The following is a 23772-nucleotide window of genomic DNA, read 5'->3' as shown; positions in this document are numbered from 1 at the left end:
TACAAACAGTTATTGAGATTGATCGAGCACCATATACGCTGGCTGGCACATGCAGCCCCGATTCCACACGGTTGGTCTTAATGATCGACATTAACGATCTATTGTTGGCTTATCCCTGGCCCTTAGGAGCATTTTTCGTATTCGCCATTAGCAGGAAGTGCCTTATAAAAAACTCAGAGAGTTCTACGGCTCGGCGCTAAGCCACTTTTTTGTCCTGGGTCCTAAGACTGACTCGGATTAGTTTTCCAACTAATCGACACTGCTACATAGCCACATAAAAGAGCGTTGAGAGGAAGCCGTCCAGACCAAAAAAATGCACATTTCGCTGTATAAAGATTGGATAAAGATCCGGTAAAGATTGCATGAAAACCCTCTTTAAATGAAAATGGTTCTCATCAAATCCCAAGTACAACACTTATCGATACTTAAGTGCCAAAAACGTGACCTCTGGCAGGTTTACATCTCTTTACGCTATACTACCGCTGAAATAATCGGCTCAACGCTACGAGCTGACGTTCTACGTGTTTTCACACAAATGGTATCAACTCCCCTTCTGAGGATCTGGCGTGAAGCCGGATAAACTATGTTAAACAGTATTTTAGTAATACTTTGTCTGATTGCCGTCAGTGCATTTTTCTCGATATCTGAGATCTCGCTGGCCGCGTCCCGTAAAATCAAACTTAAGCTGCTTGCCGATGAAGGCAACATCAATGCCACCCGCATCCTGAAAATGCAGGAAAACCCCGGTATGTTCTTTACCGTGGTGCAGATTGGCCTGAACGCAGTCGCCATCCTCGGCGGTATCGTAGGGGATGCAGCGTTTTCTCCGGCGTTTTATAGCCTCTTTGTGAAGTACATGTCCGCTGAGCTTGCCGAACAGCTGAGCTTTATTCTCTCCTTCTCGCTGGTAACCGGCCTGTTCATCCTTTTTGCAGACCTGACCCCGAAACGCATCGGTATGATTGCGCCAGAAGCTGTGGCTTTGCGTATCATCAACCCGATGCGCTTCTGTCTGTACGTGTTTCGTCCGCTGGTGTGGTTCTTCAACGGCCTGGCGAACGTGATTTTCCGCATCTTTAAGCTACCGATGGTGCGTAAAGACGACATCACCTCTGACGATATTTATGCGGTGGTGGAAGCCGGCGCGCTGGCCGGGGTGCTGCGTAAGCAGGAACACGAGCTGATTGAGAACGTGTTTGAACTGGAATCCCGTACCGTGCCCTCTTCCATGACGGGCCGTGAAAACATTATCTGGTTCGATTTACATGAAGATGAGCAGAGCCTGAAGAACAAAGTGGCGCAGCATCCGCACTCCAAGTTCCTGGTCTGTAATGAAGATATCGACCACATCATCGGTTATGTCGACTCTAAAGACCTGCTGAACCGCGTGCTGGCAAACCAGAGCCTCGCGCTTAACAGCGGCGTACAGATCCGCAATACCCTGATTGTGCCGGACACCCTGACGCTCTCAGAAGCGCTGGAAAGTTTCAAAACCGCCGGGGAAGACTTCGCGGTGATCATGAACGAATACGCGCTGGTGGTGGGCATTATCACCCTGAACGACGTGATGACCACGCTGATGGGCGACCTGGTAGGCCAGGGTCTGGAAGAGCAGATTGTCCAGCGTGACGATAATTCATGGCTGATTGATGGCGGCACACCAATTGAAGACGTGATGCGCGTGCTGGATATCGACGAGTTCCCGCAGTCCGGCAACTACGAGACCATCGGCGGCTTTATGATGTTTATGCTGCGTAAAATCCCGAAACGTACCGACTCGGTGAAGTTCTCCGGCTACAAGTTTGAGGTGGTGGATATTGATAACTACCGCATCGACCAGTTACTGGTGACGCGCATCGACAACAAGCCGACCGTGCTGGTGCCGAAGCTGCCGGACGCGGAAGAGAAAGTGTCGGCGTAACGTTCCTGCCTCCCACAAACATCAACGGCTCCCATCGGGAGCCGTTTTTCTAACTACTTACTGCATAGCACGTTGGTTAAGCCATCTCAGTTTGCAGACGCATAACCTGACGGTTGACTTCGGACATCACAGACAGGTGCTGTTTGTCCTTCACTTTTGGGACAAGGATCTTGCCCTTATCAAACTCAAAAGCGCCAACATCCTTGATGTACAACCGTCCACGGAACAGGATCTTCACGTACTTCGCCACCTGAAGCGGGTTGTAGCGTTGGAAAATTTTCATTCTTGTATCTCCTGCGAATCATACGCTCTTGCGGTGCCACAATCGGCCCGACTGTCCTGAGCGCAAATTTTGATGCCCAATGACTATAGACCAGAACTACGGTGTTACCCAGTGTGCATAAGTTTATTTACCGTTTGATTACAATTATTCAGAATAATCTTTGCAAAGCGTGATAGAGAGCAGTATAAGCCGTCGTTTTTTCATGGATATGTGCGTTCGCCCGCAAACTGGCATCGGGATTGCGGGAAAACCACATTGATCGCACTTATGATTAAAAGCGTATGACCAAGTGGTCGGATCACCTGCAAACAATAAGGAAACGCCATGACCCTACGTAACATCCTTGCAGCAGCCTGCCTGCTGCTGCCCCTGTGGGCTTGCGCTCACAACATTGAAAAAGGACAACGTGTACCGCCAGTCGGCATTGCAGACCGGGGAGAATTGATTCTCGACAATGATAAGTTTAGCTATAAAGCCTGGAATAGCGCGCAGCTCGCGGGCAAAGTGAGAGTTGTACAACATATTGCCGGTCGTACATCCGCAAAAGAGAAAAATGCCAACCTGGTGGAAGCGATCAAGGCCGCAAAATTCCCTCACGACCGCTACCAGACCACCACGATCGTGAACACCGATGACGCTATTCCGGGCTCCGGGATGTTTGTGCGCTCGAGCCTTGAGAGCAATAAAAAGCTCTATCCGTGGTCGCAGTTTATCGTCGACAGCAACGGCGTAACCCGTAAGGCCTGGCAACTGGAGGAAGAGAGCTCTGCGATTGTCGTGCTGAACAAGAACGGTCGCGTACAGTGGGTGAAAGACGGGGCGTTAACCCAGGAAGAGGTGCAGCAGGTTGTCGACCTGCTGCATAAGCTGCTGGCTCAATAAATAGAGACGCGGAAGCCGGGGTTGAGGAAGGATTCGCGCGGGGTGTAGTCCAGCGGCTTGCCCTGCCAGTCATGAACGTGCGCCCCGGCGGCCGCAGCCACGGCGTGACCTGCCGCAGTATCCCAGACGTTGGTTGGCCCAAAGCGCGGATACAGCTGCGCCTGACCTTCCGCCACCAGGCAGAATTTCAGCGACGAGCCAATCGAGGTAGTCTGGTGTTCACCCAGCTGTTGCAGGTACTCCTGCAGCTCGCTGTCGCTGTGCGAGCGGCTGATCACCACCAGCGGTGGACGCGCATCGCGCACCTGGATCTGCTTCCGTACGCCGCACTCCTCTTTCCAGGCCTTGCCTTCTGCGGCGCTGTACATCACGTTCATCACCGGCGCGTAGACCACGCCGAGCACCGCTTTGCCCTTCTCAATCAGGGCGATATTGACGGTGAACTCACCGTTGCGCTTGATGAACTCTTTTGTCCCGTCCAGAGGATCGACCAGCCAGTAGCGCTGCCAGTGCTGGCGCTCATCCCAGCTTTGCGGCGCTTCTTCAGACAGAACGGGGATCTCCGGCGTTAGAGCCTGTAATCCTTTCAGGATCACCTTATGCGCCGCAATATCCGCCGCCGTGACCGGAGAGTCGTCGGCTTTGCTGACCACCTCCATAGGTTTACTACCGTCATACACCTGCATGATGGCATCTCCCGCATCCCGTGCGAGCTGACAAATTTTATCTAGCATTCTCCACCTCTTTGTTAACGCAGTGAGGTTAACTCTTTGTTTTAGTTATATCGTAATGTGAACAATTCCGCTATCTGTGAAGCAATTCCGGTTTCAGGACGCTTTTTTCTGTCAGGATTCACATTTCTGTAAGCAACAAGCGATAGATACATACTCTTTTGTGGTCTGCATCGAAAAAAGGACTCCTCTGATGATTAAGTTTAGTGCAACGCTCCTGGCAACGCTGGTTGCAGCAAGCGTACAGGCGGCGACGGTAGATCTGCGTATTCTGGAAACGACCGATCTGCACAGCAATATGATGGACTTCGATTACTACAAAGATACCCCTACGGAAAAATTCGGACTGGTACGCACAGCAAGTTTGATTAACGCCGCGCGCGGTGAAGTAAAAAATAGCGTGCTGGTGGACAACGGCGATCTCATTCAGGGCAGCCCGCTCGGCGATTACATGGCGGCGAAAGGCCTTAAGAAAGGCGAGATCCATCCGGTTTATAAAGCGATGAACACGCTGGATTATGCCGTCGGTAACCTGGGCAACCATGAATTCAACTACGGCCTGACATACCTGCTCGATGCGCTGGCCGGCGCGAAATTCCCGTACGTTAACGCCAATATCATTGATGTTAAGACCCGGAAACCGCTCTTTACCCCTTACCTGATAAAAGAGACTGACGTTGTCGATCAGGACGGTAAAAAGCAGACGCTGAAAATCGGCTATATCGGCTTCGTACCGCCGCAGATCATGACCTGGGATAAAGCCAATCTCGACGGTAAAGTGACCGTTAACGACATTACCGAAACCGCGCGCAAATACGTGCCGGAAATGCGCGAAAAAGGCGCGGATCTGGTCGTGGTTGTCGCCCACTCGGGTCTCTCCGCCGACCCGTACCAGGCCATGGCTGAAAACTCCGTTTATTATCTGAGTGAAGTTCCGGGCGTTGACGCGATCCTGTTCGGCCACGCCCACGCCGTCTTCCCGGGCAAAGATTTTGCCAGTATCAAAGGGGCTGATATTGAGAAAGGGACGCTCAACGGCGTGCCGTCGGTGATGCCGGGCATGTGGGGCGACCATCTTGGCGTGGTGGACCTGGTGCTGAATAACGACGGCGGCAGCTGGAAGGTGACGCAGTCAAAAGCCGAAGCGCGCCCGATTTACGACGCTGCGGCTAAAAAATCTCTGGCGGCTGAAGATAAAAAACTGGTCGACGTGCTGAAGCACGATCACGACGCCACCCGCGAATTCGTCAGCAAGCCGATCGGCAAATCCGCCGACAATATGTACAGCTTCCTGGCGCTGGTGCAGGACGACCCAACCGTTCAGGTGGTCAACATGGCGCAGAAAGCCTATGCCGAACACTTTGTGCAGGGCGATCCGGATCTGGCAAAACTGCCGGTCCTGTCTGCCGCTGCGCCATTCAAAGTGGGCGGGCGTAAGAATGACCCGGCAAGCTATGTTGAAGTCGAAAAGGGCCAGCTGACCTTCCGTAACGCCGCCGATCTCTATCTCTACCCGAACACGCTGGTGGTGGTTAAAGCCACAGGAAAGGAGGTGAAAGAGTGGCTGGAGTGCTCCGCCGGACAGTTTAACCAGATCGATCCGACAAGCAGCAAACCGCAGTCGCTGATTAACTGGGACGGCTTCCGCACCTACAACTTCGACGTGATCGACGGCGTGAATTACCAGATTGACGTCACCCAGCCGGCGAAATATGACGGCGAGTGCCAGACCATTAATCCGCAGGCGGAGCGCATTAAAAACCTGACCTTCAACGGCAAGGCGATCGACCCGAATGCCACCTTCCTGGTGGTGACAAATAACTATCGCGCCTACGGCGGTAAGTTTGCCGGTACGGGGGATAGCCACATCGCTTTTGCGTCACCGGACGAAAACCGCTCGGTATTGGCGGCGTGGATCGGCGCAGAGTCGAAGAAGGCGGGCCAAATTCACCCGGCGGTGGATAACAACTGGCGTCTTGCGCCGATTCATAGCGAGACAAAACTGGATATCCGCTTTGAAACGTCACCGTCCGATAAGGCGGCCAGGTTCATTAAGGACAAGGCGCAGTATCCGATGAAGAAGGTTGCGACGGATGATATCGGGTTCGCGATTTATCAGGTGGATTTGAGCAGGTAAAAGCAAAACGGCAACGCACGTTGCCGTTTTTGGTGTTTGTTCCCTCTCCTTGTGGGAGAGGGACATCAGGCCTCACATACCCGGCTTTTACGCCGCACGCTCATCCCGATTCGCCATCACCTTCGGCGTATTGACCTCAATCCAGTCTGCCAGCGCGGCCACTTTCTCACTGACCTCAATCCCCATCGGCGTCAGGCTATACTCGACATGAGGCGGCACGACCGGATACGACACGCGATCGACAAATCCGTCCTGCTCCAGCGCCTGAAGCGACTGGGACAGCATCTTTTCGCTCACCCCACCCATTTTACGGCGCAGATCGCTGAAGCGGTGCGTTCCCTCCTGCAGGGCCAGCAGAATCAGTACCCCCCAGCGGCTGGTAACGTGCTTGAGCACCTCCCGTGAAGGGCACTGTTCCGCGAAAAGATTGCCATCGCGCATTTGTTCGCTGAGCGTTGGTATCGTTGTTTTCATACTTACCTTTTTGTACGTACTTACTAAAAGTTAGCTATGGTGCTAGTGTGCCACAACACCAGACAAACACGAAGGAGATGTGATGTGACAATAAAGTTATACCGCTAACATTAAAGTTGTACCGCTAACCTCGCAAAATGACATTAAAGTTGTATACTTAAGTACATCAATATCGTCCGAATGCTGCAGCCTACTTACAACTCATTCATTTGATTTCTACTTGTTGCTCGTCCCTATCACCTGTAAAGCAAGAGGATCCTTGGATACTGTAGCTGTAAGGTCAATGCTTCAGATTCGGGTTACGTTCACTGAACGCAGCGTACAGCTGACTTACATAGCGGTAATACAGATCATGAGCAGAGGAAGGAGGCTTAAGTCCTATCAGGATTATGAGCAGGCTCTGAGTAAAGGCGTGGGGTCCGGGCATATGCAGGACTATCAGCCCTGGTTAAGAGTTCAGGATGTAAAATCTCATGGCAATCGTTCGGTTGTATTTGGTCTAAAAACCATGCGTGCGCATCACTTAATGTCCATTATTGAAAGTGACTTCTTCTATCAGGCTGAATTTAATGATTCAGTTATTGATATTCGTGAACAGTTCCCCTTATTCCCCCTGAATCTTACAGAAAAAATTGCCAGTCACATTGCTGTGAAACACCCTGTTGTCATAGGCGTAAGTGGCCCCCCGGTTCTTTATGTAATGACTACCGATTTTCTCCTGACCGTCAAAGAGCCTGGCGGCGGAATAAAATATAAGGCATTTGCAGTGAAACCCGATGGGGTGCCTACTCTACGTGTTGCTGAAAAGCTAGAGATTGAGCGTCTTTTTTGGGCTCTACATGATATCGAATTTAAAGTCTATATTGGCTCAGAACTCAATCGAATCATAAGTAAAAATATCTCGTGGGCGACATCAGCAATAAGAATGGATAACACTTGTCATGGGCATTTACCCTGTCAGGAAGTGGCATCCGCGTTACTGCCGGGAGACTACATAATGGAAGCGGTATGTTCTTCTCTTGCCAGGAAATTTAATGTCGAATACGGCGATATTATGACGGTTATCCAGATACTCATTGCCCGAAAATTCATCCAGGTTGATTTAACCACGCCTATACTTGAACTTGGAGTGTTACGTGTGCTGAGCAACACCTGTGACCATAAGGTATCTGAGCAATGGAAATAACCCTGAATAGTGTCTGGACAACAAATGACACAGATGTGCTGAAGACCGGTTTATACCGCATACTCGGCATATATAGTGATACGGATACCATCATTCTGTTCGAACTTCAGGACAACCGAGCAAACAAGCCATTCTTTTTTTCTCTCCGGCGGTTCATACTTCTTGTTAAAACCCGCATAGTCATTCGCACCACCTATGCCCTTCCGCTATACATGCTGGTTGATGAAGACAGCCTCGATCAGAAAAGCAAAAATAAAAGAGATGAAAATTACAATTTAATTTTACCCATTATCCAGGAGGGCAATTTTCTCTATGATTTTACTTCGTCTCTGCGTTCACCCATCTTAACACGCCATGCTTCAAATGCCGGTGTAAACCCCCAGCATCTGAGACTACTTCTGGCACGATACTGGCGGTACGGCCAAAATATTTATGCATTACTTCCAGCCTATTCCCGTAGCGGCGCCCCCGGCAAAGAACGCAATCCGGACACAATCCCGCTGGGCAAAAAAAAGAAAAATCGTGTTTTACCGATGCAACGCGCCAGCACTTATATACTGAAAAACGAAGACAAAAAAAATATTATCAGGACAATAAAAAAATATTATCTGAAGGTCGGTGGCTTTTCTTTAGCCCGTACTTATGAAGAATATCTGAAAGACTTTTTCCGCGATGAAATCGAGGTTTCCCGAGCAGCAAATAAGGCTCCCTGCATCCCCTCACTCAGGCAATTCAGATACTGGGGGAAAAAACGCATTCCTCAGGAGAAAAGGATACGTGCACGATCAACTAAATCTAATTTTATGCTTAACAAACGAGCTCGCCTTGGCTCCACAGCAAACACAAGTACCCTGCCTGGAGATGTTTTTGAGATTGATGCAACTGTCGCAGATGTTCATCTGGTTTCCAGCCTGAACAAAACTAATGTTATTGGCAGACCAACAATATATACCGTTGTAGACCGGGCGACCAGAATGGTAACCGGCGTTCATGTTTCTCTTTACCATGCATCCTGGCGGGCAGCCCGACAGGCACTGGCCAACTGTTTCATGCCCAAGAAAGAGTTTTGCAGGTTATTTGGTATTAACATCTCCGAAAGGGATTGGCCCTGCTCTCACGTGCCGGTAAAACTGGTTTGTGACAACGGTGAAATGATCGGCCTCAAACCGCAGGATGTCGTCACTCCAATAACAACGCTGGAATTTGCTCCCGGCTATAGGGCTGACAAAAAAAGTATCGTTGAAAGGCGATTTGGTATTTTGAACAGGGAGGCAATTCACCCCCTTCTCGGATCAACAAGAGGCGGGCTTATTGTGAAAGGTGAACCTGTACCGACCTCAAGAGCGTGCCTGACGCTGCAGGAGGTGACAAAAACGATTATTCTCGCCATTCTGGAGCACAACCAGGCCATCTTCAAAGAACTCGCCTACATTAATCCACTCCTGATAGAACACGACCTTAATATATCCCCCTTGAATAGCTGGCTGATTAGTCTGAAAAACAGCAGATTCAGCGCCCGCACAATTATGGAGGATGAAGTCATTTCTAGGCTTTTGCCTCCAGAGCGGGTAAGCATTACTCCCGGCGGGCTGCAGTACAACAATCTCTATTATGAATGCGAGGAGGATCTTGCCTCGGTAGCACGTGTTTTCGGTCAATCGAGTTGCGAAGCCCGTATCGACGACAACTGTGTGGACTTCATCTATGTCCGGCTTGATAAAAACAAACCGTTTACCCGCCATGCTCTGCTCGAAAAACGTAATATCCTGAAGGGTATGCCACATCTTGATGCTGACACCCTCGCCGACTGGGTTGATCTGCGTAGTGAAAAGTCCCCGGTCACTGCGTCATCTTATATTGTAAAAGAATTCTCTGAAACACTTCAAGAAACAGGCCTGCAAAGACTGAATACACTGAAACCACACAATAGCACCAGGACAAAGAACATAACGGAAAACAAAAGAGAAGAACTAAGGAAAAACGCGGCTTTACCGGTAGAAAAGGTTCATAGTACGCATCAGTTGCCATTAGAAAACATCACCCTGCTTCCTGGTCCAAAAGAAAAGGAAAAATGGCTGGCCACAAAAAACAATCAAAATGATATAAAGGGTGAAAAAAAATGAGAAAAGTCTTTGCACGATATACTGAAGCCATACTTCCGGAGCATAGGGGAAACCCGTTAATCGAAGCATTACCACCCTTGCTGGATGATACAGAGATTTTAATGGCCATGAGTAACTTTCCTCCACTGGATGATTTTATACGCTGGAATGAATCAGCGTCAGTCAGGGAACATTACGTTGACCGCATTAAACACTTCCGTTGCCCACAGACTAACTACATTGAATGCTATAAATATTTGACCAGAATCATCAGAGACGGATACGCCCCTCGAAACCCGCTAAAACGCAGTACTCAGCAATACCTTCACTACTATGGTGATGAGTGTCCGGATATTGAAACCGTAGATGGCTATTTTCACCCTAACGCCGATACTTTAACCATCGTGGGTATCAGTGGTTCCGGAAAAACGACCATGCTCGAACAGGTTCTTGGTCACTTTCCTCAGGTCATTCAACATACCCAATATAATGGCGTTTACCCCGGGGTTTCCGACCAGGTTATCTGGGTGAAGGTAAACTGCCCTTACAATGCCAGCGTTCGTGAACTCTGCGAATCCATTCTTCTCATACTTGATAATGTAATGGGACTTGAGCCAACGAAACCAGCAAGCAGAAATGGTGGTCTGGCAAGGCAGATCGCACAAAGAATCAAAGCTGCATTTCTTGGCGTACTGGTGATTGATGAAATGCAAAGACTTAAATTCTCCAGAACAGGTGGAGAATCAACCTTGATTGATTTTCTTCATGAAATTGTTGATTCACTGGGAGTGTCACTCGTATTTTGCGGTAATCATCCCTTTGAAGAGACACTTTCAAAAAAACTCAGGATCGCAAGGAGAGCTGAATCGGGGGGATTTATGAACATTTCCCCTCCGGGTTTCAACACAACAGACTGGCAATCTTTTATCCACTATCTTTGGCCGCTACAGTGGACTAACGTTGAAACACCGTTAACACAGGAACTCAATGAGACACTTTTTTTGCTCTCGAAAGGCAATATGTCCGTTGCGCAAATGATTTACAGAAGGGCACAAATGATGGTGATAGGAAGCGGTAATGAGGTCATTAACAAAGCCGTACTACGTTCAGCGGTACCGAGGCTATCAGCCAGTTCAGAAGAGTTTACTGGCACTCAAATCACTGTTACACCTCCCCCATCCAAATCAGTACCAGCAAGTGTACGCAATGATAAAAACGTAGCCGTAGTAACCGGAAAGGTGAACAAGAAGATGGCCTCTTCAATCATTGTTTTTGGGGATCTGAGTCGCCCTCAGCACAGTGAACTGGCAGAAAAGACTATGAAGGTAATGAACGCATTTGAAGAAAACATGTCCCAGGTTAAATACACCTCAGCATTCCGAACACTTGCAAATGAAAACAAAAGCTTAGCTCATTTGTCTGCGTACGGATTACTGTGTATAGCGCCTGTCTTTGATTAAATGCTGTATAATTATCAAATCATCAGTATACGATTGGGTGACATATGCTGCTTCTTCAGGCTCTTCCCGAAGAGACACTGTACAGCCGATGTGTGAGAACACAGGAAGTGTATGGCATGACCGCTAATCAGTTTTTTTCGGTGTTCTTTAATAATAAAACACATTCAGTACATCCTTACCTCAACACATCACTAAATGTATTGTCTGAAAAAACTATTGAGTCAGGGCAGGAACTCTGGACACGGCAGACACTTCTTCCGCTCTACGCATGGGCAATGCCAGACTACAGAAAGCAGCTTGAAGACCTGACAATTTCAGCCATGAATTTACACACTCTCTGTAAATTATCCACCTATGCGGAAGATCATCCTGCTCCGCTTAAACACTGCCCTGTTTGTACATATCATGATGTCAGGCATTTCGGGGTTGCGTACTGGCACCGACAGCATCAGATCGCAGGAGTAACGACTTGCAATCGTCATAAAGTAAGACTGAACTCTATAGTGTATCCAAGATTATCAGGCATCAATTCCTATAAACTACTCCATCAAAGAAAAAGGATCTCTCTCTGCAGTGAGGATGACTATAGATTCGCTAGGTTTTCTTCACAAATTCTCGAACTTATATGCAGTTCTTCACCAGAATTTATCAGTAACCGTCATTCATCCCTTGTTAAGCTATTTATAAAGTCTGTACTGTCAAAAAATCCAACCGGTGAGTTAGACATATCCGTATTCAAGAAACTATACGATCTAGCAGAAAATCTTGATCACTCAAGTAAAAACTTGTTCCCTTCACTAAAAAATAACATTTCCTTCTGGAAAACATTATTGTACGGCACTTCACCACAATCGCCCACCCAGTACCTGCTGTTACTCTATTGTTTAAATCAGTTTGAACTCGTTTGAGTTGTAAAAATTAACTTCCTCAAAAATTTTATTGCATACCACTCATAATATGAATAAAAGCTGCCAACGAATCATTTCCTATTGTATGCTTGAACTCTTTTATCATGTCATATTTTTATGCGAGAAGCCCATATGTCAGTAAAGATAGCTTACCATTCAGATGAAACCCTGCACAGTTTCATCTTCAGAGTTTGTCTGATAAACGGTGTGGAGCAATATGCAGATGTAACAGGTCATAATTCTCGCTGGAGAAAAACCATCCATCTCAATAAGAATATATCCAAGTTTTTTAAGTGTTATAATGACCATGATTTTCTTTTATTAATCAGAAACTCATGGCAAGCCAGTAAGAGTATGAAAATGTTTTCCGATCCGACAGAATATATGTCAGATTTAAAAAACCTTTATGTAAAGGGTCCTCGCAAGGGAGGTATAGATAAAATCTCTCATATAAAATACTGTATGGATTGCATACTACAGTCCATTAAGGAAAATGGATATGGTTATTTTAAATCATCATGGCATTATCAATATTCTGAAAAATGCATAACGCATAATAAACCTTTAACGATTGCATCAATGACATTTGATGAAAAACCCTGTGAAATGTTAAAAACCATACTCAGGGGGAAGCATCCTGTAGGGTCTTACAGTGTACTCAGTGTTGTTGGTCCCATAAAGGAAAACATTCCCCCCCTGTACATATCGACAAACGGATACAATACACTGCCATATGACAACGGGGAATTTATATACATCGCAGATTGTTTAAAGAAAGAAATTAAGAAGTTCATCCTTTCATTTCCGGGAGAATTTCCAAAAATGTCAGTAAGGAAAGACCGAAGCCCACAAAAAACGATACAACAGTATCGTCGAAGCTATCTTTCAACAGACCCTATCCTTACCAGAATAATCAGGTGTTTTTTTGAAGAAAACTTTCCCCCATTTAAATCATTCTGGATAGAAAATGCTGTCAAGACATCCATACCATGCGGCATTATTAACACCAACCAAATTGTTGAACATATACATATTTTCAGGAGCATGGATTCATGCAGTAATTGTAAATTTGAAACATGCCCTATAAAAAAACGTTCTCTTTTCCCTCAAAATATAAGGCGTTCATCAGGCACTAAGTCAAGAATATAGATTTTGTTAATTCGACATCTTAAAAACTATAAGATAGATATTAACTCACAGGTAAATAGCAAGAGAAAAACCTGTTTTAATTCATTCAGTTTCAGGCTATCGGATTGCTGAGTGAAAGTATTCTGCAACTCCTAGAATCGGTAGAATGTACGTTCTGCCTGGTTCTGAAAGTAGATAGTTAACTTTTATACATAATGCAAATCAATAAAAACTTTTGCTTGCTGGCAGGCATAGCGAATACTGAGACTAATTAATTTAATATCCTTCAGTATAATAGGTAGTCAAACATTAGCTAGTGCCTTAAACTAAAAATGGGATACTTACAAATAATAATAGCGTATCTTTTTCTTTTTCAAATCGAATATCAGTGCTCTCTATCGCAGGAGTGATTATGAATGCAGACGAGATTTTTGTTTCAGTGGCTATTGAAGCATCCGGCCCGGTTCCGGGATTATTTAGTATGCTTTCCATTGGGGCCTGTCTGATGCATGCGCCCGACGTGTGTTTCTATGCCGAGTTGAAGCCTGACTGCACTGGCTTTTATCCCGAGGCGCTGGCCGTGACGGGATTTGACCTACAGGAACTGGCCACCACCGGCATAGACCCAGCAGACGCTATGCAAAACAGTTATCCACGTGGCTCACATCTCACCTTGAGGCAAGCCAGAAGCCGGTATTTACGGGATTGAATACCCCTTTTGACTGGTCATTTATCAATTACTACCTCCATAAGTATACGGATAAAAATATTTTTGCTTTCAGTGTATTAGATATCAAGGCTTACTTTATGGGAGCAACAGGCTGCACGTGGTCTGAAACCTAATCATCAATTATGACACAGCGTTTATCTGCCAGAGGAAGACCCAGTCATAATGCTCTGGGTGGTGCACTTTTTCAGGCAGAGCTATTTGAGTTGATGAGACATAAAGAGCTTTGATGAATCCGGCCCGTTAAGGCCGCGACAAGGATACTGTATACACTGCCTCCTGGTACCTGCCATCCCGAAATAGCCAGGCTTTGATGCCCTTGGTCGATGGTGACGTGCCGACAATCACCGCCAAGGGATGGGGAAGATCACGTGCATATTGCCTCGCGAATCGCGTAAAACTGGCAATATCAGTCCCTGAGATGTGAGGAACAGTTTGCGGATGCGTATGCCAGTACCGCCTTTATCATCTCAGCGGGCTGGGCGTAAAACCCGGACGACGTCGTAAAGGACTGGGAACGGAACGTCTGCCGCTGCTCCGCCCGGCGGTGCCTAAACTGACCTGGTCGATGGATTTCGTCATGGACGCGCTGGCCACCGGTCGCAGGATCAAGTGCCTGACCTGTGTGGACGACTTCATGAAGGAGTGTCTGACAATTACTACCGCATTCGGGATTTCAGGCGCTCAAGTCACGCGTATTCGGGGCAGCATTGCACGGTTTCGAGACTATCCGGCGACGATAAGCACTGACCAGGGGCTGGAGTTCACTTGTCGCGCACTGGATCAATGGGCCTTTGAGCATGGTGTTGAGTTGCGCCTAATTCAGCCGGGCAAGCCAACGCAGAACGGATTTATTGAGACCTTTAACGGACGATTTCGCGATGAATGTCTGAACGAGCACTGGTTCAGTTATATCGTGCACGCAAGGAAAATCATTAATGACTGGCGGCAGGATTATAACGAGTGTCGTCCACATTCGGCACTCAATTATCAGACGCCATCAGAGTTTGCAGCACGGTGGCGGAATGGAAAATGTGAAGGTAAACAAACCGACATTACTAACTGATGGTTGTATCTAATACTGGGGGCAGGTCACCAGCCCTTCACATCTGCCATATAACCAACTGCCCCCTTTTTGTTGCCCAGAACCTCGCTAATCAATCCAGTCATACATTCATTTGATATGGCCGTTTTGAGCGAAGAGAGGACCTGTCACATTCGGCGTTAATAGTGGAGAACCGCTCATTCCCGTTCTTCAATCCAGCTTACAAGCTCTGCAACCTGAGTTTCTGAAAATACCACGATGCCATGCTCGGAGAGCAGTGATGCCGCCACTCCCATGCCCGATTTACGCTGATTACTAAAACAACCGTTATAGATAAACTGACTCCCGCACGTTGGACTACCATCAGTTAACAATGCGGCAGTGCACCCTGCTTCTTGTGCTGTCCGAAGAGCCAGCCAAGCTGCAAGTTGATAATGCTCCGTAACATCCCTTCCAGTATTTTCAATTATTCTGGCTTGTCCACACATTACGTCTTTACCATCAGCAGACACAATCTCAGCAGGGGGTCTCGGAACAGGTAGCCCGGCAGCTAGCTCATGGCAGTGAAGCAACAAGCGCTGCTCCTGTTGCCAGCGTTCAAGATGATGAGTCATCAACGCTTTCTCTTTTCCGTTATAACGGACTTTAAGGCCCATCAGGCAGGCACTGACCAGTATTTTATTTTTCATTATTTCTTATTGTTAAGCATGAAAACTGCTAAGGAATGTAACGCCTTGTCCCACCTCATAAATTAAAGGGATATTTACATAATGCTTATGACTCCTGCTGCCAAGGGCTAACTTTCTTCTATATTGTCAGGAAATTGTCTAAACAGCCTGGGTAAAGATCCAAAGTTAACCGTGGTGTCTTTAAGTTCTTCAATAACCTGTTCTGTTAAATCTACATATTCTTCTGAAATGAGGACCAGCGAACCATAGTGTTTAAACTGCAGGCCATTATTTTCACTTATCTTCTCCGCAGCCATAATAATCTTCTGAATAACCATATTTCTTGCAGATTGACGAGCCGTCTTCAACAGTTCATACAACATCAGTTGGTCAGCTTCTCGATGTACATTCACTGTTCTAGCATCAATGGTGGCATACAAATTTTTTGCTTTGTTATCAGTATCTTTAAGCAACTTTTCAATATGCTCAAGATATATCCTCTCTTGACGCGCCAATCCTGACTTCGCCAGTACAACCTTCATGTCAATATATCCAACCTTCTTTTTATCTCCACCTGTATCACACCCGCTAAGTAACATAACCGAAAAAATTGCTGATGATATACACGAGATTAAATATTTGACTTTTGTCATATCTTAGTTGCCCTTTAATTTCAAGACGATGAAAAATTTATTGTTCTGACTTATTTCTTGTGGTGTTGATTAATTTTTCTTAAATGGAAAAACAATAAATTATGAGGAGTTACCGCTAATTTTTATAAGAGTTAAATGTTGATAGAAAGACAAGAAACTCGTGTTTATTTTTCATTCCCATCCTCAACTTTATCCTTGATAGTAATTGATATATTGTTTTATCGCTTTTATTCATTCGTCTGGCGACATTTTTTACCCTATCTCCAGAGGAGATAGACCTAATCACTTCAAGTTCGAAAGCATTCATAATCGCTTTCGGACGTTTAAAACTTGAATGATAATGACTATGGGGTATTAAATTCTTCTCCTCACAGGCACAGTAGGACATAAGTTTAATCTTCAACATTTCAATCGCCATATGCTTTGATATCGTTATGGATTTAGATATCAGACTGCTATGCACGTCAATGCTGGTTGAATTTACTGGTTGAATAAAAGCAATTTTTTCACTTGCGTTATTTAATACCGAGTATAAGTTCCAGTAGAGCGCGGGGACGTAACTCATCATATCTATAAAGATAAAATCATATTTACCGAAAAAAATATCAGCCTGATTCACATGGCTATATGAACTCTGCACTGAAACAAGCTTCACACTTTCTGAATATGCTTCTTCTAGAAGATATCTGATACCTTCCGCCCAGAAAGTATCGGCTCCAATGAATAATATTCTCATCTGATATCCCTGCTTAGTTCCTGTAAGGCAGCCCTTTCAGTGGGCTGCCTCTCCCTGAATTATTTTGAGGTATTATTTTTTTTAATGGTGGCGTCCTTATTTTCTTTGGTCACAGCTGAAGGTTCAGACTTCGGACTGGTGACAGAGATGGAAGGCAGAGGGCCAAAGTCTGCTTTAACATCCTTAAGCACTTCTGTGACATTAACCGTTAAATTGGTATCGTCTGCCGAGGCAAGGATCAGGGAGCCGTCCATCACGATACGCAGCCCTTCCTCTTGTCTGACTTTCTCTACCGCCTGACGGGCCTCCTCCAGGATGCTGTTTCTGGCAGACTGCCCTGCGTCAGTCAGCACGCGACGAAGCATAATCTGATCGGCCTGGCGCGCTTTTTCTCTTTGGTCTTTGTCCATCTTTTCATAAAGTTTCCCGGCTTCGGTTTCGGCCTTTTTCAGCGCATCAATAACCAAATCCATGCGCTCCTTTTCCTGATGCGCCAGTCCCGACATTGACAAGACCGCTGCCAGGTCAACATACGCAACGTCATTTCCTTTTTTCTTCATATCACATCCTCCCAGCAGCACCACGGACAGTGCCATAATGATCATATAAAACGTAAAAAACTGACGGGTTTGCTCTCTCATTCTTTAGCTCTTCCTTTAAATAAGGTTGTAGAGGGCAGGCCTTCCCTGCGGCCTGCCCGGATTATGTTTAGAAGCTCACCTTCAGACCCAGCATGGCACTGCTGTCGCTGTAGCCTTTGTCTCCTACCTGTTGGGCAACGTTACCCCACAGGTTGACATTGCGGCTCAGCTGGCCGTCCACGCCGACCTTCAGCTCGCCAATGTTGCGGGTACCGTCCTGATTCACCCGTACGCCGTTAAGGGTGGCACCGAACGTCTCAGTGTTATGGATCCAGTTAGCTTCAATAAACGGCTCAAAGGTTCGTTCTTTTCCGTCATCCAGCGTGCTGTGTCCTTTAATGAAGGCACGCGCGCCCAGGCGGGTCTGAATATTCCCGTCCCCTTCACCGGTGACCCGGGTACCGTTGCTTTCAGTCAGATCATCAGCCTTCACACCCATCCAGATTGCCTGCGCTTTCGGTTGAATGTAGTAAGCCGTACGTTCATCACGTTCACCCAGTTTCCAGGTGTACCCCCCTTCGACCGATGCGGTGAACCCTTTTGATTTGTAGCTTTCACTGCCGGCAGATTTTCCACTTACAGTATTGTCAAACCAGTTGTACAACAGCCAGGTGTCCACCCATGCTCCGGTTTTCGCCTCGTTATCCTGCAACCAGGTGCCATAAAGACCTAGGCTGTACCCGTTAATACTGCTATCGGCCTTGTTACCGTTGAGGTGGTTACGCGCGTTGCTCTTCTGGTTTGCATAGCCCGCCATCACGCCTAGGTGATAGCGGTTTTCACCGTCGCTACTCCATTGCGCAATATCACCGCCCATCTGCATCACATACCGGTTCGACTGGGTATTCATCTGTCCGCTGCTGTCTTTCGAGCGGGTATGTCCACCAACGTTACGCAGCCACATGCTGGTGACCTTTTTCTCTGCGGTGAGAGCGTCAACGTAATGGGTCTCCCCCAGACGATCGTGGAGTCGGTGTGTGAATAGCGTATTCGCAGCTGCCATATTCACCCCGTACAAACTCGCTTCAGGACGAATCCAGTCAGGCTTAGGCTGGGTGCCCGTGTCCGGATCCGTTCCTGGGCCTGTATCCGGGCCTGTTCCTGGACCCGGGTCCGGAATTACCGGATCGACCGGGGTGGTATCCCGGCTCACCAGATACCAGTTCCCGCTATTACTGCCCTGCCCACGCGTCAGACGATAATCGTAAGCCCCGGCCACAATTCGTCCGGACTGCGTAAATTCCCCCTCGGACTTACCGCCTACCGTAATCAGCTCAATCCCGTGAAGGGTGGCAGCGCCACTTCCGCCCGCATTTGTAACGCTGACAGTGGTATTGCCGCTGGTAGAACCACCAATTACCATCCGATCGGTTGCCGAGCTGTCATCACCCAGCACGGTGTTAAAGTGGATAGTGCCGTTGTTGCCAACATAGTCACCGCTCACCTGGAGCGTATTTCCGGCATTGCCCCCCGACTGACCAATCAAAACCGAACTGGCGTTCGTCAGGTTACCGCCCACAGTGAACTGCAGTGAAGTTACATCCACGAGGCCATACTCTCCCAGCACAAACGTGCCCTGGTTGTTAACATCGCCTGCCGTACTGCCGTATCCCCCAAAGACAGCGCCATGAGCTACGTTTACAGCGGATGAAGCCAGTGAAACCGCATTGTCCACATCCCCCAGGGTGAGTATGCCGAGATGAACATCTGTATTACCGGTGTATTGCGCGGCGGACTGCGTCAGCGTCACGTTACCCCGGCCATTTTTCACTAGGTCCCCTGTACCGGTGATGTGGTTTTCTACCGTCCAGGCGGTCACATTGTTCAGCACTAGGCTACCGTGGTTCTCAATGTCGGCCTTACCGGTCTGCTCAGGCCCCTGAGCAGTAAGTTTTGCGCCACTGTCCACCGTAAAGAGGCCCGAGAATCCGCTGTTATCCGCTGCCAGGGTGATATCTGCACCGTCCTTAAGTACGACCCCCCCGTTTCCTGCCAGCGTTTTCGCCAGCGCACCAGAGACACCGTCGTTCAGCGTCAGGATGTCGTTAGCTGACGTCATCGTGACCGTTCCGCTGTTACCCAGGCCCGCCACATCGTTAAGCATGGTTTTTGCGCCTCCGTTCAGGGCAACATTCCCGGTATAGTCGGTATTAGCACCATCGACGTGAAGTTCACCGGACAGCACCTCCAGCTCACCCGCCCCAATAAGGGTGTCACCGGCGATGGACCCGGCATCATTAATGCCAGCCTCACGCTGTGCGTGGGTGAGCGTCAAATGACTGCCTGCGTCAAGCATGACCTGACTGCCAATCTCAGTATTGAGCGCACCCGATGTCTGGCGTGAACCGTTTATATCCAGCACAGAGCCAGCCGCGACATTCACGACTGAAGTCAGCCCCAGAGTGTTGTCGGCATCAAGACGCAGCGTTCCACTGATTACACTGGTAGCACCTGTGTAATCATTACCGCCATTCGACAGGCTCACAGTTTGTCCGCTGCCGGTATCAACCGACAGATCGCCATTGCCGGTCACCTTCACGCGCAGATCGGTCTGCAGCCCCTGAGCATCAGGCCCAACCGCAAGCGTCAGGGCGTTGTCGCCCGTCCCCATCAGCTCGACTTCTTTCAGACCGTAGGCGATATACAGCCCGTCGCTGGTGATACCGTCGGAGCTGCTTACCATCTGGTAATCCCAGGTCCCTTTCGCGACGGTGTTGCCGTCCTGAACGATGTCCAGGTGCTGCACATCGCTGATCAGGTTGCCGTCTTCATCTACCAGATTAAGCTGACCACCCGTTCCTTTGACCGCCCCTTCTGCACCGGCAAGCTGGACCAGCGTGGTGGCATCATCCTGCTCCATCAGCGATTTTTTACTGAGGCTGGCAGGAACATGGTTAATCACCCCGCCACCCAGTGTGACCTGAACCGTACCCTTGCCACCGATATCGAGCGTGCCAACGGCAGAGGTGGTGATATGATTGTCCGCAATGATATCGCCTGGCATAACAGCTCCGAACTGAACGGTACCCCCGTCAAAGGACAGGCCGCCGAGCTGCTGCTCGCCCGTACCGACCGTGACCACACTTTCACTCCCGGTGACCAGGGAGGCCTGCGTCAGTGAAGACGTGTTATCGCCTTCCAGCTGGAAATGACTGGTGCCCAGTTTCAGGGTGCCCGCGAAATCACTTCCTGTATTGCCGGTGAAAGCAAAATCCGACTGCGAAGAATCGAGGCTGACCGATACCAGGCCCTGACCGGTAAGCGTCGGGTCAAAAGTGAAATCTCCCGTGACAGAAGGCTTCACCGCCAGCTCGCTGCCACGTTCGATGTCGACAGCACCGGCCCCGATCCCCCCGTCGGTCAGCACCAGCGCTTCCCCGAGGGTCAGGAGCGAGTTATTTTTGAGGGCCACACGCTCAAAATTCTGAAGCGTTGACGCACTGGCCAGACGGTACACAGCGGCATCGAACACCAGGTCGTCGTTGCTGCCTGTGCCCCCGTCGAGGAGATTAAAGACGGCTCCTTTGCCTTTCACCGTAAAGGTGTTGTCACCGCTACCGGCAATCACGCTGTCCGCACGGGCCGTATCGGTCAGGGTGACGCGGTTGTTTCCGTTCCCCAGAGTGGCGGTACCGGTCAGCGTACTGGCGTCATCGAGGTAGAGGCTGTTATTGCCGTTATTGAGTGCAATAACCCCCTGGATAACGCCTCCGTATCCATTGCGCATGACGGTATCGACACCGTCATCAAAGGCCATAGCCAGCGAGGTGTCTGTGGCCGCGATGATGGCACCGGTATTGATAAATGTGCCGACCTTCGTGGCATCGACTACCGCCGAAGTGGTTGACGCAGAGCGCAGAACACCAGTTTGTTCAACCCGGTTCGCGTGATTATTCACCACCAGTGCGGAACCGCCGTCGGCCCCTGTCACATTCACGTTGACCGCAGTTTTCACCATTGCACCGTCTGCCGTGTTGGCCAGAATACCGGCCCCGCCTTTGCCAAGGAGATTAACGGTCAGGCCAGAAGAGCTGGATAAATCCAGGTTGTTACTGGTCATGCCGCCGTCCGCAGCCATGAAAGCGAGTCCCGTCCCGTTTCCTGCCACGTTAATCGTGCCGCTGTTCTGTTGAGCCAGCGTGGCTGATGTCCGGACGCCTTTACCGTCCTGCACATTGATAGTGGTGTTGTTCAGCTGAATACCGGCAATCTCTGCCCGGTTTTCAATTCCGTTTCCGCTAGCACCCACAGCGTTTACATCAATTCGCGCGCCGTTGACGATAAGGCCTGCGGCACCGGTATCGAGCAACACGCCGTGCGCCGTGCCCCGGCCTTCAACCACGCCCATTCCGCTACCCACTAAGTCCAGGGAGGCTCCCTGACTCAGGCGGATAGCAGCCTCACCATCAGTGGCGATAATGCGCCCCCCGGTGCTGAGTACGCTCGAGTTTGCCCCTTCGACGTCCACAGCGACGCCGCTGACGGTAATATCACTGGCCTGATTATCGAACTGTCCGCTGATGACCTTTATTCCGGTATTGCCGGTGCCGGTGGTCAGATCGATATTCCCCTTGTTAACCAGCATGCCCTGGTTCTGCGAGATAAATGCCGTAGCACCGGCGAGCCCGGAGGTAATATCGGCCTCGTTCGTGAGCGTCGTGCCGGTATTGCTTTTGGTTACACTACCAGCAAGGTCGTACTCATTTCCGTCAACAACACCGACTACAGCCCCGGAGCCGGTGAGATCCGCAGTCACGCCCTGTGACAACGTTGCGCTGGCACCACCTGCAGCATATATCCCCTTTGCACCGGTCCCCTGAATGGACAGATGACTGCCTGCAGCGGTGTTCACCAGCGTGCCTGCGCCTGTGGCCCAGATCCCACGACCATCTTCACCGGACACGTTGTAAGACAGTACCCCCTGTTGGGAAGCGCCATCCTCGATTCTGAACAGTGTGGAACCCTTTCCATTAGCATCCATCACGGCCGTCGTCTGGGCATTAAGCGTGGAACCTGCACCTGAAATCAGGAATGCGATCTGATTGCTGACGCCGGTAGCCGAGTCCGCAAACACAGGCAACGCGGTACCCGCTAGGTTCACAGAGGCACCATCAGTCACTTCCACGCCGATAGCCCCCTGGCCTTCGAGCCTGATGGTACCAGCGGTCATGTTGACAGTAACAGCGTTGCCGGAGGCCTGGATTCCCGTGGTACGTTCAGCATCATTCCCGCCTTTAAGTGTAAGGTCCCCTGTATTATTAATTGTCGTGCTTTGGTTGATTGAACTGGCAACCAGACCTTTCCCACCATTCTGGACGGTGATGCTGCCGCTGTTGGTCCCTGTGGAACCATCGCGGACCTCCAGTCCTATTGTATTTTTTCCAGAAAAATGAATATTCCCGGAATTTTCAAGGGTGGCCCCGTTACGGGCAATATAGCCGATGACCTGATCTTTTGTTGAGGACAGGTTCGCTGAAGAGTTCAGTCTTGTACTGGTTTCGTTACTGGTAAATTTACCGCTAATATCGTGTCCATCTCCGTCGGCGATAGCCGCAATGGCGCTGGCATTATTCAGCAGCAAGTTTGTGCCTGCATCAATTACACCCGTTGCGCCACCTTCGACCAGCACACCAGTCGCCCCCTTCCCGGCAATGTCCAGAGCCAAGGTACCGGTACTTACCGAAGTGCCTTTGCCCGTCGCCGTTAGAATCACCGAATCCTGACCAGAAGCAACCATCCGGGATCCTTGGGTAGCGCTGCCGGTAAAAGTGGCCCCACCGTCAAGGCGCATTAAGACTGAGTTATCCGATGTCACATCCTGCACGCTGCTGCTGCTGTTGATGATTTGTGCGCCTGCGCCGTAAACAAAATAGCCAATCTGCTTTTTGCCGGAGACAAAAGTAATGACGGCATTATTCGTCAGGTTAATAGTACCACTGTCGCGGGCGTGCACGCCGATGGCACCATCACCGTTCAAGTTAACTTTACCTGCGATATTTACTACTGACCCCACCCCCTCAACCCATGCACCATAGTTATTAAGAGTATTCTGGCCACTCGCTGCATTTACTGTGATAAGCCCAGAAGAAG

The 23772-nt window shown here is 49.0% G+C and carries 16 protein-coding genes and 2 pseudogenes; 10 read left to right on the top strand and 8 right to left on the bottom strand.

Annotation, left to right across the window (positions count from 1 at the left end; genetic code table 11):
* The first annotated feature begins 583 nt into the window (after positions 1-583).
* The gene (locus tag HBM95_02470; GenBank protein ID NIH41806.1) at positions 584-1921 is read left to right on the top strand and encodes an HlyC/CorC family transporter; all 1338 of its coding nucleotides are present in this window, start codon (positions 584-586) and stop codon (positions 1919-1921) included.
* Between the two features lie 76 nt (positions 1922-1997).
* Here the strand turns inward: HBM95_02470 and HBM95_02465 are convergent, their stop codons facing one another.
* Positions 1998-2204: a DUF1107 domain-containing protein gene (locus HBM95_02465; GenBank protein NIH41805.1), complete on the bottom strand. Its 207-nt coding sequence runs from the start codon at positions 2202-2204 to the stop codon at positions 1998-2000.
* A 324-nt stretch (positions 2205-2528) separates the two neighbouring features.
* Between HBM95_02465 and HBM95_02460 the strand changes: the two genes are divergently transcribed.
* Positions 2529-3086, top strand: a complete 558-nt coding sequence (locus tag HBM95_02460; protein ID NIH41804.1) for a YtfJ family protein — start codon at positions 2529-2531, stop codon at positions 3084-3086.
* On the opposite strand, the gene cysQ is transcribed toward HBM95_02460, so the two are convergent.
* Positions 3080-3820, bottom strand: a complete 741-nt coding sequence (cysQ, locus tag HBM95_02455; GenBank protein NIH41803.1) for a 3'(2'),5'-bisphosphate nucleotidase CysQ — start codon at positions 3818-3820, stop codon at positions 3080-3082. The genes HBM95_02460 and cysQ overlap by 7 nt on opposite strands.
* A gap of 190 nt (positions 3821-4010) precedes the next feature.
* On the opposite strand from cysQ, the gene HBM95_02450 reads away from it, so the two are divergent.
* Positions 4011-5954 (top strand): bifunctional 2',3'-cyclic-nucleotide 2'-phosphodiesterase/3'-nucleotidase, encoded by a 1944-nt coding sequence (locus tag HBM95_02450; protein ID NIH41802.1) that lies wholly within the window; start codon positions 4011-4013, stop codon positions 5952-5954.
* Between the two features lie 87 nt (positions 5955-6041).
* Here the strand turns inward: HBM95_02450 and HBM95_02445 are convergent, their stop codons facing one another.
* Positions 6042-6428 carry a helix-turn-helix transcriptional regulator gene (locus tag HBM95_02445; GenBank protein ID NIH41801.1) on the bottom strand — a complete coding sequence of 129 codons (387 nt, stop codon included), beginning with the start codon at positions 6426-6428 and terminating at the stop codon, positions 6042-6044.
* Positions 6429-6780: 352 nt separating this feature from the next.
* Here HBM95_02445 and HBM95_02440 point away from each other — a divergent pair, with 352 nt between their 5' ends.
* The 7 genes and pseudogenes from HBM95_02440 (at position 6781) to HBM95_02410 (ending at position 15005) form a co-directional block, all read left to right on the top strand.
* Positions 6781-7614 (top strand): transposase, encoded by an 834-nt coding sequence (locus HBM95_02440; GenBank protein NIH41800.1) that lies wholly within the window; start codon positions 6781-6783, stop codon positions 7612-7614.
* Positions 7605-9737 (top strand): transposase family protein, encoded by a 2133-nt coding sequence (locus tag HBM95_02435; protein ID NIH41799.1) that lies wholly within the window; start codon positions 7605-7607, stop codon positions 9735-9737. The genes HBM95_02440 and HBM95_02435 overlap by 10 nt, the downstream gene beginning before the upstream one ends.
* On the top strand, positions 9734-11176 hold the full coding sequence (locus HBM95_02430; GenBank protein NIH41798.1) for an ATP-binding protein: 1443 nt from the start codon (positions 9734-9736) through the stop codon (positions 11174-11176). Before HBM95_02435 ends, HBM95_02430 begins: the two co-directional genes overlap by 4 nt.
* A gap of 44 nt (positions 11177-11220) precedes the next feature.
* A complete protein-coding gene (locus HBM95_02425) occupies positions 11221-12084 on the top strand; it encodes a hypothetical protein (GenBank protein ID NIH41797.1) in 864 nt (287 codons plus the stop codon).
* A gap of 132 nt (positions 12085-12216) precedes the next feature.
* The gene (locus HBM95_02420; protein NIH41796.1) at positions 12217-13233 is read left to right on the top strand and encodes a hypothetical protein; all 1017 of its coding nucleotides are present in this window, start codon (positions 12217-12219) and stop codon (positions 13231-13233) included.
* 391 nt (positions 13234-13624) lie between these two features.
* A pseudogene (locus HBM95_02415) lies at positions 13625-14169 on the top strand (3'-5' exonuclease).
* A 224-nt stretch (positions 14170-14393) separates the two neighbouring features.
* Positions 14394-15005, top strand: a pseudogene (locus HBM95_02410) (transposase family protein).
* A gap of 176 nt (positions 15006-15181) precedes the next feature.
* Here the strand turns inward: HBM95_02410 and HBM95_02405 are convergent.
* From HBM95_02405 to HBM95_02385, 5 genes are all read right to left on the bottom strand, one after another.
* Positions 15182-15673, bottom strand: a complete 492-nt coding sequence (locus HBM95_02405; GenBank protein ID NIH41795.1) for a DUF523 domain-containing protein — start codon at positions 15671-15673, stop codon at positions 15182-15184.
* 107 nt (positions 15674-15780) lie between these two features.
* On the bottom strand, positions 15781-16305 hold the full coding sequence (locus HBM95_02400; GenBank protein ID NIH41794.1) for an OmpH family outer membrane protein: 525 nt from the start codon (positions 16303-16305) through the stop codon (positions 15781-15783).
* Between the two features lie 115 nt (positions 16306-16420).
* On the bottom strand, positions 16421-17041 hold the full coding sequence (locus HBM95_02395) for a helix-turn-helix transcriptional regulator (GenBank protein NIH41793.1): 621 nt from the start codon (positions 17039-17041) through the stop codon (positions 16421-16423).
* 59 nt (positions 17042-17100) lie between these two features.
* On the bottom strand, positions 17101-17682 hold the full coding sequence (locus HBM95_02390; GenBank protein NIH41792.1) for a hypothetical protein: 582 nt from the start codon (positions 17680-17682) through the stop codon (positions 17101-17103).
* A gap of 67 nt (positions 17683-17749) precedes the next feature.
* On the bottom strand, positions 17750-23659 hold the full coding sequence (locus HBM95_02385; protein ID NIH41791.1) for an autotransporter outer membrane beta-barrel domain-containing protein: 5910 nt from the start codon (positions 23657-23659) through the stop codon (positions 17750-17752).
* Between the last annotated feature and the right edge of the window lie 113 nt (positions 23660-23772).

Origin of the sequence: Enterobacter asburiae, assembly GCA_011754535.1 — a bacterium.
Lineage (GTDB): Bacteria > Pseudomonadota > Gammaproteobacteria > Enterobacterales > Enterobacteriaceae > Enterobacter > Enterobacter cloacae_N.
This window is presented reverse-complemented; position numbering and strand designations above follow the sequence as displayed.